Below are 15,421 nucleotides of genomic sequence, written 5' to 3' on the forward strand. Positions count from 1 at the left end.
GCGAATAGAGCCTGACTAAATGAACTAGGCAAGGTGATTGAAATTGACGGGAAGAATACCAGAGGAAAAAGTAAATGAAATACGCCAATCTGTGGATATTGTTGATATCATTAGTGATTATGTTCAACTGAAAAAGCAGGGGCGAAATTATTTCGGCTTATGTCCTTTTCATGGTGAAAGCACCCCGTCCTTCTCTGTTTCACCTGAAAAACAGATTTATCATTGTTTTGGGTGTGGAGCTGGTGGGAACGCGATTTCCTTTTTAATGGATACAGAAGGAATCAGTTTTCAAGAAACATTAATTGAGCTAGCAGGCCGTTCGGGAATACAGGTGGAGCTAGATATTCCTTCTATTTCGAATACGAAAATATCGAAAGAGCAAGAATTGATGCTAGAAGCACATGAATTATTATGTAAATTTTACCATCATTTACTTGTAAACACAAAAGAAGGTCAGGATGCACTTGAATATTTATTGCTTCGCGGATTTACGTTAGAAACGATTAAAGAATACCGGATAGGGTGGTCCTTATTAAGTTGGGATTTCACCGTGAAATTTTTACAGAAACGTGATTTTCCGGTTGAACTCATGGAAAATGCAGGGTTATTAGTAAAGAAAGTAGATGAAAACACATATTTTGATCGTTTTAGAGGGAGAATTATGTTCCCAATTGAGGACGTTAAAGGAAAAGTGATTGCTTTTTCTGGACGTGCTTTACAAGACGATTCACCCAAATACTTAAATAGCCCGGAGACAGTTCTTTTTAATAAAAGTGGGATACTCTACAATCTTCATCGCGCTAGAGGACAGATTAAGAAGTTAGATCAAGCTATCTTATTTGAAGGATTTGCTGATGTGATATCTGCTTCGACAGCAGATATTAAAAATGGTATTGCTACGATGGGTACTTCATTAACAGAACAGCATATAGGAATGATTAGAAGAATGGCCAGTTCCATTGTGATCTGCTATGACGGAGATTCTGCTGGAATCCAGGCCGCATTCCGAACAGCCAAAATGCTAACAGAAACAGGTATGAATGTTCGAATTGCTCAAGTTCCTGAGAAACTAGATCCTGATGACTACATTCAAAAATTCGGTAAGAAGAAATTTTTAGAGAATGTAATAGGGGCAAGTATAACGTTCATGGCCTTTAAGTTAGTCTATTTCCGAATGAAAAAAAACCTTCAAGATGAAGGAGATCGCCTAAAGTATATCGAAGAAGTGCTTACAGAGATTTCATACTTAGATAGCTTTGTTGAAAGAGATCTTTATTTAAGGCAGCTATCAGATGAATTTGATTTATCGTTAGAAGCACTTGTCCAGCAACAAAAACAGATATATTTCATGCAAAGGAAGAAAGATCCTTCAATTGGTAAAAAACAACAAATCGCACTAGTTGAACCCAAAGTTAATCATCGATTGTTCCCTGCTTACCAAACAGCTGAACGTCATCTTATTGCACATATGTTGAAAGATGCAGATGTTACCTATAAAATACGAGAACTGTTAGCAGGAGAACCCTTTAATATAGATGAGCATCAAGCAATCTTTACGTATTTATTAGCCTATTATGAGGAAGATAACAGTCCAAATACAAGTTCATTCCTTACTTTTATCCCTGACGAGAAATTAAGAAGGGTGATAACCGATATTGAGATGATGTCGATTAATAATGAGGCAAGTGATCAAGAAATCGTGGATTGTGTAAATTCCGTGTTAAAACATCAAAAGATGTTGACAATAAAGGATAAAGAAAACGAGAGAAGAGAAGCGGAGAGGCAGAACGACGTAACCAAAGCGGTTCAAATTGCAATGGAAATCATTCAGTTACAAAAGTCTCTTCACAATAAATAGTTTTAGGATGTTGGAAGGAGGGGAACTAATGGCTGAAAAGTCAGCACGTTCCAAAGAGGTAGAATCAGAACTTACGTTAGAACAAGTAAAAGAACAATTACTTGAGGTTGGGAAAAAACGCGGTGTCTTAACATATGAAGAAATAGCTGAAAAGCTTTCGAATTTTGATATTGAATCCGATCAAATGGATGAATACTATGAAAGTTTGGGTGAACAAGGCATTGAAGTTATTAATGAAAACGGGGCCGACGATGCACCAAGTACAGCTCAAATTAATAAAGGTACAGATGAGGAATTTGACTTAAATGACTTAAGTGTTCCTCCTGGAGTGAAGATTAATGACCCTGTACGAATGTATTTGAAAGAGATTGGTCGAGTAGACCTTCTTTCTGCTCAAGAGGAAATTTCACTTGCAAACCGCATTGAAAATGGTGATGAGGAAGCTAAGAGAAGATTGGCTGAGGCAAACCTTCGTCTTGTAGTAAGTATTGCTAAGCGTTATGTAGGCCGTGGCATGCTATTCTTAGATTTAATTCAAGAAGGAAATATGGGCTTAATTAAAGCTGTAGAAAAATTCGATTATCGTAAAGGATTTAAGTTTAGTACGTATGCTACTTGGTGGATTCGTCAGGCTATAACACGTGCAATTGCGGATCAGGCAAGAACCATTCGGATTCCTGTTCATATGGTTGAGACCATTAATAAACTAATTCGTGTCCAACGACAACTACTACAAGATTTAGGTCGTGAACCTTCACCAGAAGAAATAGGAGAAGAAATGGACTTAACGCCTGAAAAGGTGCGCGAAATTCTAAAGATTGCTCAAGAGCCAGTTTCTTTGGAAACTCCGATTGGAGAGGAAGATGACTCTCATTTAGGAGACTTTATTGAAGACGCAGAAGCACAATCTCCTTCAGAACACGCTGCATATGAGTTGTTGAAAGAGCAACTTGAAGATGTCTTAGATACATTAACAGATCGTGAAGAAAATGTATTACGACTTCGTTTTGGATTAGATGATGGCCGAACAAGAACTCTAGAAGAAGTTGGAAAAGTATTTGGCGTTACCCGCGAACGTATTCGTCAAATTGAAGCGAAAGCTCTTCGAAAACTTCGTCACCCAAGCCGTAGCAAACGTTTAAAAGACTTCTTAGAATAGGCAATCAGCAATAGTTTACTTTTCGGAGTGAACTATTGTTTTTTTTGTTTCCAAATTTTTATGAAAATTTGGAAGGATTTTGTCTCTAGAGAGCGAATTGTAACATACAGGATGTGATGATTCATGAATAAACATCGTAAAGAAACGATAATAAATGAAATAGAAATGTGGAAACAAAACAAAATGCTACCTGAACATTATTGTGAATTTTTACTTTCCCTATATAGTGAAGGAAATAATCAGCCCAAGAAAAAGGAGTCTTTCATACTAAGGAATTGGTGGTATTTACTCACCCTCTATAGTCTAATGATTCCAATTTCGGTATTTGTCATATATTTTACTGAATTGTCAAACGTATTGCAAACAGTGATTTTGTTGGCTTTTGTCGTTTTATTATTTTTTTCGGCTATTTACTTTTCTGATAAAGAAAAATCGTTTCCTCTTCTCTTTATCCAAGCTAGCGTAATTTTCTTTATGGCTTCCCTTCATTTCAACCTATCTTATGAGGAGAAAAGTGAATGGAGCCTTTACCTCATCTTGTTTATCAACTGTATATTTTGGGGTTGGATTGGCCTAAAATGGAGATTGACTTATTTTTATATTGCCAGTGCATTGGGGTCTATAGTTATTTTAATCTTTATATTCAAATAACATTTAGAAAATAACGAAAATTTTAAATGTTGAGAACAGACTTCCTTCCTTATATAATACAAATGAAAGCGTATTCATGTAAAGGGGGATGGTTATGAATTACGAATTAACTTCTGAACAAAAGATGATTCAACGCACCATTAAGGAATTTGCGAATGAAATTGTCGCTCCAGGAGCGATTGAACGAGATCGAAACAAGACCTTTCCGATAGAAGAGTTTAAGCAATTGGCAGGGTTAGGAATTATGGGATTGCCTTTCCCGGAGGAATATGGTGGTTCGGGAGCGGATACTATTAGCTTTGCAATTGTTGTAGAAGAATTAAGTAGAGTATGTGCATCGACAGGCATAACCTATTCTGCACATATATCATTAGGAGGAGCACCACTAAATTTATTCGGATCACATGAGCAAAAGCAAAAGTACTTAACTCCCATTTGTACAGGAGAGTCATTCGGAGCATTTGGTCTCACAGAACCCAATGCAGGCTCAGATGCTGGTGGAACACAAACGACTGCCAAGGTAGATGGAAATGAATATGTAATTAACGGAAACAAATGTTACATAACCAATGCGAGCTATGCGAACTCTTTAGCTCTTACTGCTATTACTGGAACTGAGAATGGACAAAAAGAAATAAGTGCAATCATTGTCCCAACGAATTCAAAAGGTTTTACCATTGTTGACAATTACGAAAAGATGGGACTTCATGCATCAAATACAACCGAACTTGTTATGGAAGATGTTCGTGTTCCAACTGAAAACCTCTTAGGTAATCAAGGTGAAGGGTTTAAACAATTTTTAATGACCTTAGACGGTGGACGAATTGGTATTGGGGCAATGGCTGTAGGTATCGCTCAAGGAGCGTTTGACAAAGCCCTCCAATACTCAAAAGAGAGAAAGCAATTTGGAAAAAGCTTATCTCAATTTCAGGTGACTCAGTTTAAACTGGCTGATATGGCGATGAAGATTGAACTTGCTCGTACGATGGTTCATAAAGCAGCTTGGTTGAAAGATCAGGGCAAACCATTTACAAAAGAAGCATCAATGTGCAAATTGTATGCGTCTGAAGTGTGTATGGAAATCACCGACCAAGCAGTGCAACTACATGGTGGAAACGGTTATATGAAAGATTATGAAGTCGAGAGAATGATGCGTGACGCAAAACTTCTCGAAATTGGGGAAGGTACTTCGGAAGTTCAAAGAATGGTGATTGCAAGAGAAATTGGTTGTTTTTCTTAATTTCTTGAAAAGTCTCAGCATGTCTGAGACTTTTTTTATGGAGAATTTGCAAATAATGTAGAAAAATTGAGGTAAAGACTTTTCCTTTTCTACTTTTTCAAGTAAAATATATAGTGCTTGTACATTAAAAGACAATTCAATTTTACATACAAAGGGGGTTATATGCATGAATCGCAATCCAATTATTCCGTTTATCTTGATTATGGTGATGGGAATTGGTCTCGTTTTTTTCCTTTCTGTTAAAGGAATTAGCGATGCTGACGAAATGGCTAGTGAGCATGGTGAAGGCGAAATGGAAGGTTCAGAGGATGTCGCTTTTGATCCTGAAGGGCTTTACGAAAAATCTTGTATCGGTTGTCACGGTGGAGATTATGGTGGCGGTGTAGGTCCTGGTCTAGTAGGCGTGGGTGAAAAATACAGCGCTGAAGAGATCAAGGATATTCTTCAAAATGGTAAAGGAGCTGGAATGCCAGCGAACCTAGTACCAGCTGAAAACCTTGATGCTATGACTGAATGGTTATTGAGTCTTGAGTAGAAAAAAGCCCTTTGCCTTTGCAAAGGGCTTTTTTTCTTGTCATAATAATAAAAGAAGGCTTTTTTCGTATACATTGTGGCTATTTCATTTGGTTTTTTACTAAATTCTCCATTTCACTGCGTGTACTGCCAGATGCCGGTGGTCTCAGGGCAGCCACTTCCGCTTTTCGTGATCCAGCTGCAGTGGCTTGAGGCTCGGGTCAAATGCCAGTCCACTACGTGAAGCAGGCTTCACTGCGTGTCCTGTCATTTGCCTGCCGCCTCAGGGCGAGCCACTTCCGCTTTTCGTATATGATGTCCGAAACAAAGCTACATCATAGATTATAAACTAAAGCGAAAAGTCACAATCTTTGCGAATACAGCCTAAAAGAATAAAAGAATGAGTAGAATGTGGTGAAAAAAGTGAATGCAGAAAAATTATCGAAGAGATTAGAAAAAGTAGCTAGTTTTATTCCTCACGAGTCACGCCTCGTTGATATAGGGTCAGATCATGCGTATTTACCATGCTATGCGGTTAAAGCTGGAATCGTCAATTTCGCCATCGCAGGGGAAGTTGTTGAAGGACCGTACGAATCGGCCAAGCATCAAGTGCAACAGTTGAGATTAGAAAATCATATACGAGTCCGTTTGGGTAGTGGCTTAGAGGTGATTTCTAGAGGAGAAGTGAATGTCATTACCATTGCAGGGATGGGAGGCACGCTTATTTCGTCCATTTTAGAAGAGGGAAAAGAAAAATTGGTTGGGAATGAGCGGTTAATATTACAACCGAATGTTTCAGCCATTTCCATTAGAAAATGGTTAATGAAAAATGGATGGGCTGTTGTTAAAGAAGAAATTTTAGAAGAAGAAAATAAAATTTATGAGATTGTAGTAGCAGAAAAAGGGGATTCTTATCAATTAACTGAAAAAGAATTATTACTTGGTCCCATATTAATAAAAGAAAATAATGATATTTTCAAAAAAAAATGGCAGCAAGAATGCGATCAATGGAAGAGGATACTAAAAGAAATGGAACAAGCGGAAGAAACGAGTGAGTTATCGATAAAAAAGAGTGAATTCAGAAAAAAAATCACGATGGTGGAGGGAGTCATTTGATGAAAAAAGTGAATGGTTTTCAAATCATTGAACAATTTGAAGATTTTTCTCCCAAAAAGTATGCATTAGAAGGAGATAAGATTGGTCTTCAAGTCGGTTCTCTAAATAAAAATGTCGAAAGAGTCATGATCACTCTAGATGTTTTAGAGGAAGTGGTGGATGAGGCAATCGAAAAGCAAATAGATTTAATAATCGCCCATCACCCACCCATTTATAATGCGTTAAAAAACCTTGTGACAGATAAAGGACAGGGAAGAATATTTGAAAAGTTAATCAAAAATGATATCGCAGTATATGTAGCCCATACGAACTTAGATGTGGCACAAGGTGGTGTGAATGATCTACTGGCTGAAGCACTGTTATTAGAAAATACGAACATTTTAGTTCCATCGTTTGAAGAAGATTTGAGTAAGTTAGTCGTTTATGTTCCCGAGGAAGCGGCTGATGAGGTGCGAAAAGCGCTAGGAGAAAGTGGTGCAGGACATATAGGGAATTACCAAAACTGTTCCTTTTCAAGCTCTGGAACAGGACGCTTTTTGCCATTAAAAGAAAGTAACCCATATATTGGTTCACAAGGAAAGGCTGAAGAAGTCACAGAGGTTCGCATTGAAACAATCGTTGAACAATCTCTTGAACAAAAATTAATCAAGACCATGTTAAAAGCACATCCTTATGAAGAGCCAGCTTATGATGTGATTAAGCTAAAGCAAAAAGGGAGAACATTAGGCTTAGGAAGAATTGGCTCTTTAAAGGAGCCAATGTCTTTAGAGGCATTTGCCCAATTTGTCAAGAAGCAGTTAAAGGTTGAGGGGGTTCGTTTTGTAGGGCATAAAAAGGAAACAGTGAAAAAGGTAGCTGTTTTAGGTGGAGATGGCAACAAATACATACATGCTGCAAAGTTTAAAGGAGCCGATGTTTTAGTTACGGGGGATCTATATTTTCATACAGCACACGAAGCGATGATGTTAGGATTAAATGTGGTGGACCCTGGTCATCATGTTGAAAAAGTCATGATAAAGGGTGTTGCCAAAATTCTAGAGAGAAAGATGATAGAACGGAACTTTAAAGTGGAAATTATTCAGTCAGAAACGAATACGAATCCATTTACCATCGTATAGTTTTTTTGCAGCAGTATATTAACCGTCTAAAAGATAGGAATCGGGGCTTTATTTCGTGTCTTTTTGAATCAAGTCAATGGGGAATATGATGTTATCATTGATGATTAAATGAAAAAGCAACAATGTGTACGAAATGTGCCTATCAAAAAAAACTTTGCTGACAATTGGTCGCATAGTTTTTTTTGATAGGCCGCAAGATCATTGCTTAATCAAGAAGTACTACATTAAGAGTTGTATTAGTCTTGTGAAATTGTTTTTGGTTTTTTTACTTTAGGTAAAATTTTATGCAGAGGAACAGTACGTTCTCTTTTCCAGGTGGTCGGATCAGTGTATTCAAATTGGTTTAAAAAATTGATCACTTCTTTGACAAGCGGTGTTGGAGTCGATGCCCCAGCAGTAACTGCAATTTTCCCGGCGTCCTTCAACCACTCAATTTCAAGTTCTGATACATCAGAAATGCGGTAGGCTTTTGTATGAGCAATTTCTTCTGAAACTTGAGCAAGTCGGTTGCTGTTGTTGCTTTTAGGGTCTCCAACAACAATTAAAACATCTGCATCACCAGCTTGTTCAGCAACCGCCTCTTGACGGACTTGAGTGGCTAAACATATCTCTTTATGGGCTTCGGCGTGAGGATATTTTTCTGTAACTTTTTCCATGATATCAACTACATCCCACTGACTCATTGTGGTTTGATTTGTGACAATAATTTTATCGCTTTTGATAGTTAAGGAGGCGACTTCCTCTGGTTTTTCTACCAAATGAACAATTTGAGGTGCTACACCAACCGCTCCTTCAGGTTCAGGGTGTCCTTTTTTACCGATATAAATGACTTCATAACCTTCTGCTTCTTTCTCGCGAATAAGGTCATGTGTTCTTGTTACATCAGGACATGTGGCATCAATCGTAATAAGTCCTTTTTCAGCGGCTAACTTTCTTACTTCGGGGGAAACCCCATGTGCTGTGAAAATGATGGTTCCAGTGTCCACTTTTTCTAAAATTTCTTTACGGTTTTCTCCGTCAAGGGTAATAATCCCGTCTGCTTCAAAGGCATCTGTCACATGTTTGTTATGAACAATCATCCCCAAAATATAGATGGGACGTGGTAGGCTTTTATCTAAAGCAGCGTTTCGTGCAATCACCATTGCATCTACAACGCCGTAACAATACCCTCTTGGTGAAATTTTTTGAACTTCCATAAACATCCTCCTTGTTTAAGAATCGGAGTGCGGTTTCTTTTTCTACCTCATTATAAAGGAGAATTAGAGAGTTGACAAAAAAAGAGGACTATAAAGAAAACCCATTGGCTTCAATGGGTATACTAAATATATAATTTAGGCTTTGAGTTGCCTCTTGAAAGCTTTGTTTCCTCTTCTTGAGGCAAAGTGGTAGTGGATTTCTTCTTGCTTGTAGTTTTTTTCGATCTTTTTGATGTAGTCCGAGAAGCAGTTTCTGTGGATTCATTGGCATCACTTGATTCCGTAGTATCTTCTTCTGCTTCCTCTGAGTCACCATCCTGCAAACCACGATACAGTTTCCACATTGCTGGGAGGTTTTTGATTATCGGTCCATATTGTTGAAACTGTTTAATCATTGGTCCTACTTGTTGAGCCGTTTGTAACATCTGTTGTGTGTTACTTAACATGCTATTAACGTTCCCTGGCTGTAGCAATCCTTTTAATAAACCACCACTTCCTGTAACATTTCCAGCGGCACTGCGTTCAAATCCAGACACTGCATTACTCACACCACTTGAAGTGCTTCCACGCTGAAACAATCGAGAAAGTAAACCGCTATTTGTCTTAGCTGCGCGAGCTCCTTGTTGAATGATTGAATTCTGAGGGTTTTGTAAAATATTTCTTCCAAACATTGCTTGAGGTTGCCGCGCGGGAGAGAATCCTCCTCTCAGTGATGGTGGTCGTCCGCCTCTTGGGTTAAACTGAAACGGAGATGGGTTTCTAGGTGGCATCTTTTCGCCTCCTCTCAAATTCATAACCAGCATACTGCTTCATAGTATTTTATGCTGGAGAGATGAAAATGCTTATAAAGAGAGTGAAATTTATTTTATTCAACAATTAACAGGGTTGAGAGGTAGATGTTTCGGGAAATGTTTATTATAATGACATAATGGGTTCTATACTGTAATGTTCAAACACTAGGAGGGAAAATATGTCCCATCAATTTAATAAATTTTCATTTAAACCATTTATAAATGAAGCAATCAAAGAAGCAGGCTTTCAAGAGCCTACAGAAATACAAGAGAAAATCATTCCTACGATTTTAAAAGGGGAAAGTGCTATCGGTCAATCACAGACCGGTACGGGAAAGACACACTCTTTCTTATTGCCAATTCTTCAAAAAATTAATGTAGAACAGCAGACTGTCCAAGCAGTCATTACCGCACCAACTCGTGAGCTTGCTCAGCAGCTTTATCAAGCAACGATTGAGTTAGCGAAGCATTCTGATGAGGAAATTACAGTGCGTAATTTCATAGGCGGTACAGATAAGCAACGGGCGATAACAAAGTTGAAAAATCAACCTCATATCGTCGTTGGTACCCCAGGTAGAATCAGCGATCTAATGAAGGAACAAGCTTTATTTGTTCATACTGCAACCATGTTAGTAGTGGACGAAGCAGATTTAATGCTTGATATGGGCTTCATTTTAGACGTTGATAAGATTGCAGCAAAAATGCCAAGCAATCTTCAAATTCTTGTATTTTCAGCAACTCTTCCAGAAAAATTAAAGCCATTTTTGAAAAAATACATGGAAAATCCGGTCTATACTCACGTACAACCTAAGCAAGTTTCGGCTCAGAACATCCAGCATGTAGTTGTTCCACAAAAAAGCCGTGACAAGATTAACTTGCTTGTTAATATGTTGAAGAGCTACAACCCCTATTTATCGATTGTCTTCACGAATACAAAAGCTAAAGCAGAAGAAGTGGCAGACAAACTCAATGCTGCAGGATTAAAGGTAGGAAGAATCCACGGTGATTTATCACCAAGAGAACGTAAACAGCAAATGAAACAAATCCGAAATCTTGACTATCAATTTATTGTGGCGACAGACTTAGCGGCTCGAGGCATTGATATTGAAGGTGTTAGTCATGTTATTAATTTTGAGCTACCAAAGGATCTTGATTTCTATATCCATCGAGCAGGTCGTACGGCTCGTGCAGGTTTTTCTGGAATAGCAGCAACGATTTACACTCCTAGCGATGAAGATGCGTTAGTAAAACTTGAGAAGTTGGGTATTAAGTTTGTTCAACAGGACCTAAAAAAAGGAGAATGGGTAGAACTAGGCGAATTGAATAAACGCTCAAAACGTCAAAAAACGAGTGATAGCATTGATGAAAAAGCGAAAACGCATATCAATAAACCTAAAAAAGTAAAGCCAGGGTACAAACGAAAAATGAAGTGGCAAATGGACGAAATTAAAAAGAAAGAACGTCGAATTAAAAATAGAAATAAGTAAGTTGTTTTAGAAGGGATTGGATTTGGATGTTGAAAATTGGTTCACACGTTTCCATGAGTGGTAAGAAAATGCTTTTAGCTGCGAGCGAAGAAGCAGTTTCTTATGGAGCTAATACTTTTATGATCTATACAGGTGCTCCACAAAATACAAGGCGTAAAAAAATCGAAGACCTTAACATTGAAAAAGGTCATCTTCACATGAAAGAGAACGGCATTGATGAAATTGTCGTACATGCACCCTATATCATTAATATTGGTAATAGTAAAAATATGGATACTTTTGAGCTCGGCGTGAATTTTCTACGTCAAGAAATCCAACGAACTGAAGCATTAGGTGCGAAACAAATCGTCTTACACCCTGGTGCACATGTTGGTGAGGGAACAGAAGCTGGAATTAAGCAAATCATCAAAGGACTCAACGAAGTGATTACAAAAGACCAAACTGTTCAAATAGCTTTAGAAACTATGGCAGGTAAAGGCACTGAATGTGGACGATCATTTGAGGAATTAGCCCAAATTTTCGATGGTGTTCATCTCAATGAAAAACTCTCAGTTTGCTTTGATACTTGTCACACTCATGATGCAGGGTATAATATAGTGGAAGACTTTGATGGGGTGTTAGAAGAGTTCGATTCATTAGTAGGACTAGATCGATTAAAAGTGTTGCACATAAATGATAGTAAGAATGTTCAAGGTGCTCGAAAAGACCGACATGAAAACATTGGTTTTGGCTATATTGGTTTTAAAGCAATTAATTCAATTGTTCATCACCCAAATTTACAAACTGTACCAAAAATACTTGAAACGCCTTATGTAGGAGAAGATAAAAAGGACAAAAAACCCCCTTATCTCTTTGAAATTGAAATGTTAAAAAATCAATCCTTTGAAGAAACCATCCGTGAGAAGATACTAAGCCAATAAAAAAAGCTCCCAGCGTCTGAAGCATAGCCACTAAAAATTTTATTCTTCATCAATTCGTAAAAAAAAGCTGTGAAATACACAGCTTTTTTTCTTCAGCTACTTTTTTCTTAAAGTAAGTAGGTCAGATGGAATTTAAATGGATTATGATTTTAAAAACTGCAAGAAAAGACTATTTACTTCTTTTGCTGTTGCAGGACCAGAAATTTTTGCCACATGTTTAATAATTTGACTTCTTTGTTTTGCGTCAAATAGGTCATAGTTTTTTCCTTTTAAATAGTGGGCAATCAGATTGGCATCATCCAATGACAGTTTAACCGAATACTGGTTGGCGTGTTTTAACAACTCTTCACCTGTAATTCGATTCATTTTTTGGTTAATTACATGTTGAATTAGCTTCACCGAATATCACTCCTCATTTGAAGTCTATGCACAAATGAAATAAAAGTGTACGATAAATATAAAAAGAAAAGTGGGAGAGATGTATGACGAAAAAAGTCCATAAAAAAGAAAGTTTGCTACATTATATTTATAGGTTAGTCATGATTTTCATTGGAGCAGGATTAGCGGCTATATCCATTGAACTTTTTCTCGTTCCTAATCAAATCATTGACGGTGGAATTATTGGGGTTTCCCTTATCATGAGTTATTTATTATCGGATGTATCTGGGTTTTTCAACTTTGGGATTCTGGTTGTCTTGCTAAATTTGCCTTTCATGTATTTTGGGTATAAACAAATTGGTAAAACATTTATGATTTCTTCTTTATTCGGTATCGTCTCACTAGCATTGTTAGAAAATTTGCTACATAAAATAGAACCTTTTAGTACAGATCAGACAATTTTAGCTACTGTGTTTGGTGGGCTGATTTTGGGGATTGGAGTAGGCCTTGTGATTCGGCACGGAGGATCGATGGATGGTACCGAAATACTCGGGATTTTGTTAACGAAGAAATTGCCTTTTTCCGTCGGGGAATTTGTTATGTTTATGAATATTTTTATTTTTGGTTGGGCCGCCTTCGTATTTGGCGCAGAACAAGCGATGTTTTCTGTTATGACCTACTATATTGCCTTTAAAACCATTGATACGGTTATTCAAGGGATGGACGAAACGAAAGCGGTCATCATCGTTTCAGAAGTTTTTGAAGAGGTATCAGAAGCAATACTTCACCGTCTTGGTCGTGGAACAACCATGTTGAAAGGAAGAGGTGGGTATACAGATAACGAGAAAGAAGTGATCTATGTTGTGGTTACGCGTTTAGAAGTCACCAAGCTTAAATCAATTGTTGGAGACATTGATCCACAGGCATTTATCACCATTATGAATACACAAGAAACAAAGGGAGCACGATTTAAATCAGCAATACATTAAAACAATCTTCTCAATGAAGATTGTTTTTTTAAAGGTAAGAGACATTTAATTTTGTGAGTAAGATAGGTGTTTAGCTGTAAGTGGTATCGGCTCGAGGTCTTCAGCGAAGCAGTCTCAATGAGTAGTTTATTTACAAGAGTAAATAAATCTAGTATACTTTGAACAATAGTAAATCGGAATCATTCTGAATAAGGAGTTAAAAAAATGGAAACCAAGACCATAATTGAGTTAAATAATGTTAGCTATCGTTATGATCGAGATTTTGTGTTAAAAGATGTCCAGTTATCTGTTCCAACGGGAGCATTCTTAGGCATAGTAGGGCCAAATGGATCTGGGAAGTCGACACTATTAAAGTTGATACTAGGGCTGTTAAAAGCAAAAGAAGGGCAAGTAAAGTTGTTTGGAGTATCGCAAGGAAAATTTAAGGAATGGGACCGGATCGGTTACGTTTCACAAAAAGCGAATTCTTTTAATTCAGGCTTTCCTGCAACAGTATATGAAGTGGTTGAAAGTGGCTTAACCAAAAAAACAGGTATGTTCCGTTTTATCGGGCGTAAAAACAGAGAAAAAGTGATGAAAGCCATAGCTTCAGTTGGAATGGAACCCCTTTACAATCGAAATATAGGCGAGTTATCAGGTGGACAACAACAGCGCGTCTTTATCGCAAGAGCATTAGTAAGTGAGCCTGACGTACTAATCTTAGATGAGCCTACAGTTGGTGTTGATAGCCAAAATGTTCAATCCTTTTATGACATGTTAGAAGTGCTAAACAAACAGTTAGGGATCACGTTAATTTTAGTTACCCACGACATCGGAACTATTTCGAATAAAGTGACGCATGTCGCATGTTTGAATCGAGAATTACACTTTCATGGTAATACCCAACAATTTCATCAGCTGAAAGACAATGAGCTCTCCTCCTTTTATGGCCACGATGTTCATGTGTTACAGCACAATCATTAAGGCTCTTTTCGCATAATTTGTTGCTCAAGCATATAATAACGGGTGGAAACACTCCTTTACCCTTATTTCGAGTTAAAAATAATACAAAAAGATTCACGGAGTCTTTCTTCGTCACGAAATATGGACTAATGCAAAAAGCAAGCAACATTCTTTACGAAAACAGCCATCATTAAAGAAGAGGTGGCTTATGTTTCAAGCTATATTACAATACTCATTTTTACAAAATGCATTTTTAGCTGGATTACTCATTGGCATTATTGCGCCCCTATTAGGAGCGTTCATCGTCGTTCGAAGACTTTCTCTCATTGCTGATGCATTGAGTCACGTCACTCTTGCTGGAATTGCATCAAGTTTACTCATTAGTAAAACATTCCCTTCGATGGCAAGCTTAAATCCTCTATATTTCGGGATGGGCTTTTCAGTAGTAGGTTCAATTTTAATTGAACGTTTGCGTTCGCTTTATAAACATTACGAAGAATTAGCGATTCCAATTATTTTATCTGGTGGAATTGGTTTGAGTGTCATCTTTATATCTATGGCAGACGGATTCAACACGGATTTATTTAATTATCTATTTGGCAGTGTGTCAGCCGTCAGTTCTAGCGATGTATGGTTAATTACACTAATCAGTATTGGTGTAATCTTTACCATTCTGTTCTTGTATAAAGAACTTTTCTTACTTTCTTTTGATGAAGAATACGCAAAAGCATCTGGAATCAAAGCGAAAGTGATTCACTTTGTATTTATTATCATGGTCGCGCTTGTCATTGCTGCATCGATGAGAATTGTTGGAATTTTACTTGTATCAAGTTTAATGACATTACCAGTGGCCGCTAGTATTCGAATTGCTCGCGGATTTAAACAAACCATATTTCTTTCAATTCTATTTGGAGAATCCGCTGTGATCGTAGGTTTAATATCTGCCTATTACTTAGATTTAGCGCCTGGAGGGACGATTGTTGCTTCCTCGATTTTTATTTTAATTGCCACTATAGTCGGTAAAAAAATCCAGCATCACATGATTTCGAAGGATGTGAAATAA

15 protein-coding genes are annotated in these 15,421 nt (G+C 37.5%); 12 read left to right on the forward strand and 3 right to left on the reverse strand.

Annotated features, from left to right (window positions below; all coding sequences use genetic code 11):
• Positions 1-43: 43 nt before the first annotated feature.
• The 7 genes from dnaG (at position 44) to U8D43_RS02285 (ending at position 7,655) form a co-directional block, all read left to right on the forward strand.
• On the forward strand, positions 44-1,858 hold the full coding sequence (dnaG, locus tag U8D43_RS02255) for a DNA primase (RefSeq protein ID WP_335869335.1): 1,815 nt from the start codon (positions 44-46) through the stop codon (positions 1,856-1,858).
• A 28-nt stretch (positions 1,859-1,886) separates the two neighbouring features.
• Positions 1,887-3,017: an RNA polymerase sigma factor RpoD gene (gene rpoD / locus U8D43_RS02260; RefSeq protein WP_335869336.1), complete on the forward strand. Its 1,131-nt coding sequence runs from the start codon at positions 1,887-1,889 to the stop codon at positions 3,015-3,017.
• A gap of 123 nt (positions 3,018-3,140) precedes the next feature.
• On the forward strand, positions 3,141-3,668 hold the full coding sequence (locus U8D43_RS02265) for a hypothetical protein (RefSeq protein ID WP_335869337.1): 528 nt from the start codon (positions 3,141-3,143) through the stop codon (positions 3,666-3,668).
• A 94-nt stretch (positions 3,669-3,762) separates the two neighbouring features.
• Positions 3,763-4,908 carry an acyl-CoA dehydrogenase family protein gene (locus U8D43_RS02270; RefSeq protein ID WP_335869338.1) on the forward strand — a complete coding sequence of 382 codons (1,146 nt, stop codon included), beginning with the start codon at positions 3,763-3,765 and terminating at the stop codon, positions 4,906-4,908.
• A 166-nt stretch (positions 4,909-5,074) separates the two neighbouring features.
• Entirely contained in the window at positions 5,075-5,443 is a 369-nt protein-coding gene (cccA, locus tag U8D43_RS02275; RefSeq protein WP_335869339.1) for a cytochrome c550, read from the forward strand.
• Between the two features lie 401 nt (positions 5,444-5,844).
• Positions 5,845-6,537 (forward strand): tRNA (adenine(22)-N(1))-methyltransferase, encoded by a 693-nt coding sequence (locus U8D43_RS02280; RefSeq protein WP_335869394.1) that lies wholly within the window; start codon positions 5,845-5,847, stop codon positions 6,535-6,537.
• Positions 6,537-7,655 carry a Nif3-like dinuclear metal center hexameric protein gene (locus U8D43_RS02285; protein WP_335869340.1) on the forward strand — a complete coding sequence of 373 codons (1,119 nt, stop codon included), beginning with the start codon at positions 6,537-6,539 and terminating at the stop codon, positions 7,653-7,655. Before U8D43_RS02280 ends, U8D43_RS02285 begins: the two co-directional genes overlap by 1 nt.
• A gap of 236 nt (positions 7,656-7,891) precedes the next feature.
• Here the strand turns inward: U8D43_RS02285 and U8D43_RS02290 are convergent, their stop codons facing one another.
• Positions 7,892-8,851 (reverse strand): 4-hydroxy-3-methylbut-2-enyl diphosphate reductase, encoded by a 960-nt coding sequence (locus tag U8D43_RS02290; protein ID WP_335869341.1) that lies wholly within the window; start codon positions 8,849-8,851, stop codon positions 7,892-7,894.
• 122 nt (positions 8,852-8,973) lie between these two features.
• Entirely contained in the window at positions 8,974-9,621 is a 648-nt protein-coding gene (gene vrrA / locus U8D43_RS02295) for a VrrA/YqfQ family protein (protein WP_335869342.1), read from the reverse strand.
• 200 nt (positions 9,622-9,821) lie between these two features.
• Between vrrA and U8D43_RS02300 the strand changes: the two genes are divergently transcribed.
• Both U8D43_RS02300 and U8D43_RS02305 read left to right on the forward strand, forming a co-directional pair.
• Positions 9,822-11,129, forward strand: a complete 1,308-nt coding sequence (locus U8D43_RS02300) for a DEAD/DEAH box helicase (protein ID WP_335869343.1) — start codon at positions 9,822-9,824, stop codon at positions 11,127-11,129.
• A gap of 26 nt (positions 11,130-11,155) precedes the next feature.
• Entirely contained in the window at positions 11,156-12,049 is an 894-nt protein-coding gene (locus U8D43_RS02305) for a deoxyribonuclease IV (protein ID WP_335869344.1), read from the forward strand.
• A 141-nt stretch (positions 12,050-12,190) separates the two neighbouring features.
• Here U8D43_RS02305 and U8D43_RS02310 read toward each other — a convergent pair whose 3' ends face one another.
• On the reverse strand, positions 12,191-12,448 hold the full coding sequence (locus tag U8D43_RS02310) for a DUF2624 domain-containing protein (protein WP_335869346.1): 258 nt from the start codon (positions 12,446-12,448) through the stop codon (positions 12,191-12,193).
• Between the two features lie 83 nt (positions 12,449-12,531).
• Here U8D43_RS02310 and U8D43_RS02315 point away from each other — a divergent pair, with 83 nt between their 5' ends.
• The 3 genes from U8D43_RS02315 (at position 12,532) to U8D43_RS02325 (ending at position 15,421) form a co-directional block, all read left to right on the forward strand.
• Positions 12,532-13,416 carry a YitT family protein gene (locus U8D43_RS02315; protein WP_335869347.1) on the forward strand — a complete coding sequence of 295 codons (885 nt, stop codon included), beginning with the start codon at positions 12,532-12,534 and terminating at the stop codon, positions 13,414-13,416.
• A gap of 204 nt (positions 13,417-13,620) precedes the next feature.
• Positions 13,621-14,379: a metal ABC transporter ATP-binding protein gene (locus U8D43_RS02320; RefSeq protein WP_335869348.1), complete on the forward strand. Its 759-nt coding sequence runs from the start codon at positions 13,621-13,623 to the stop codon at positions 14,377-14,379.
• Positions 14,380-14,566: 187 nt separating this feature from the next.
• Positions 14,567-15,421, forward strand: a complete 855-nt coding sequence (locus tag U8D43_RS02325) for a metal ABC transporter permease (RefSeq protein WP_335869349.1) — start codon at positions 14,567-14,569, stop codon at positions 15,419-15,421.

Origin of the sequence: Bacillus sp. 2205SS5-2, assembly GCF_037024155.1 — a bacterium.
GTDB lineage: Bacteria > Bacillota > Bacilli > Bacillales > Bacillaceae_K > Bacillus_CI.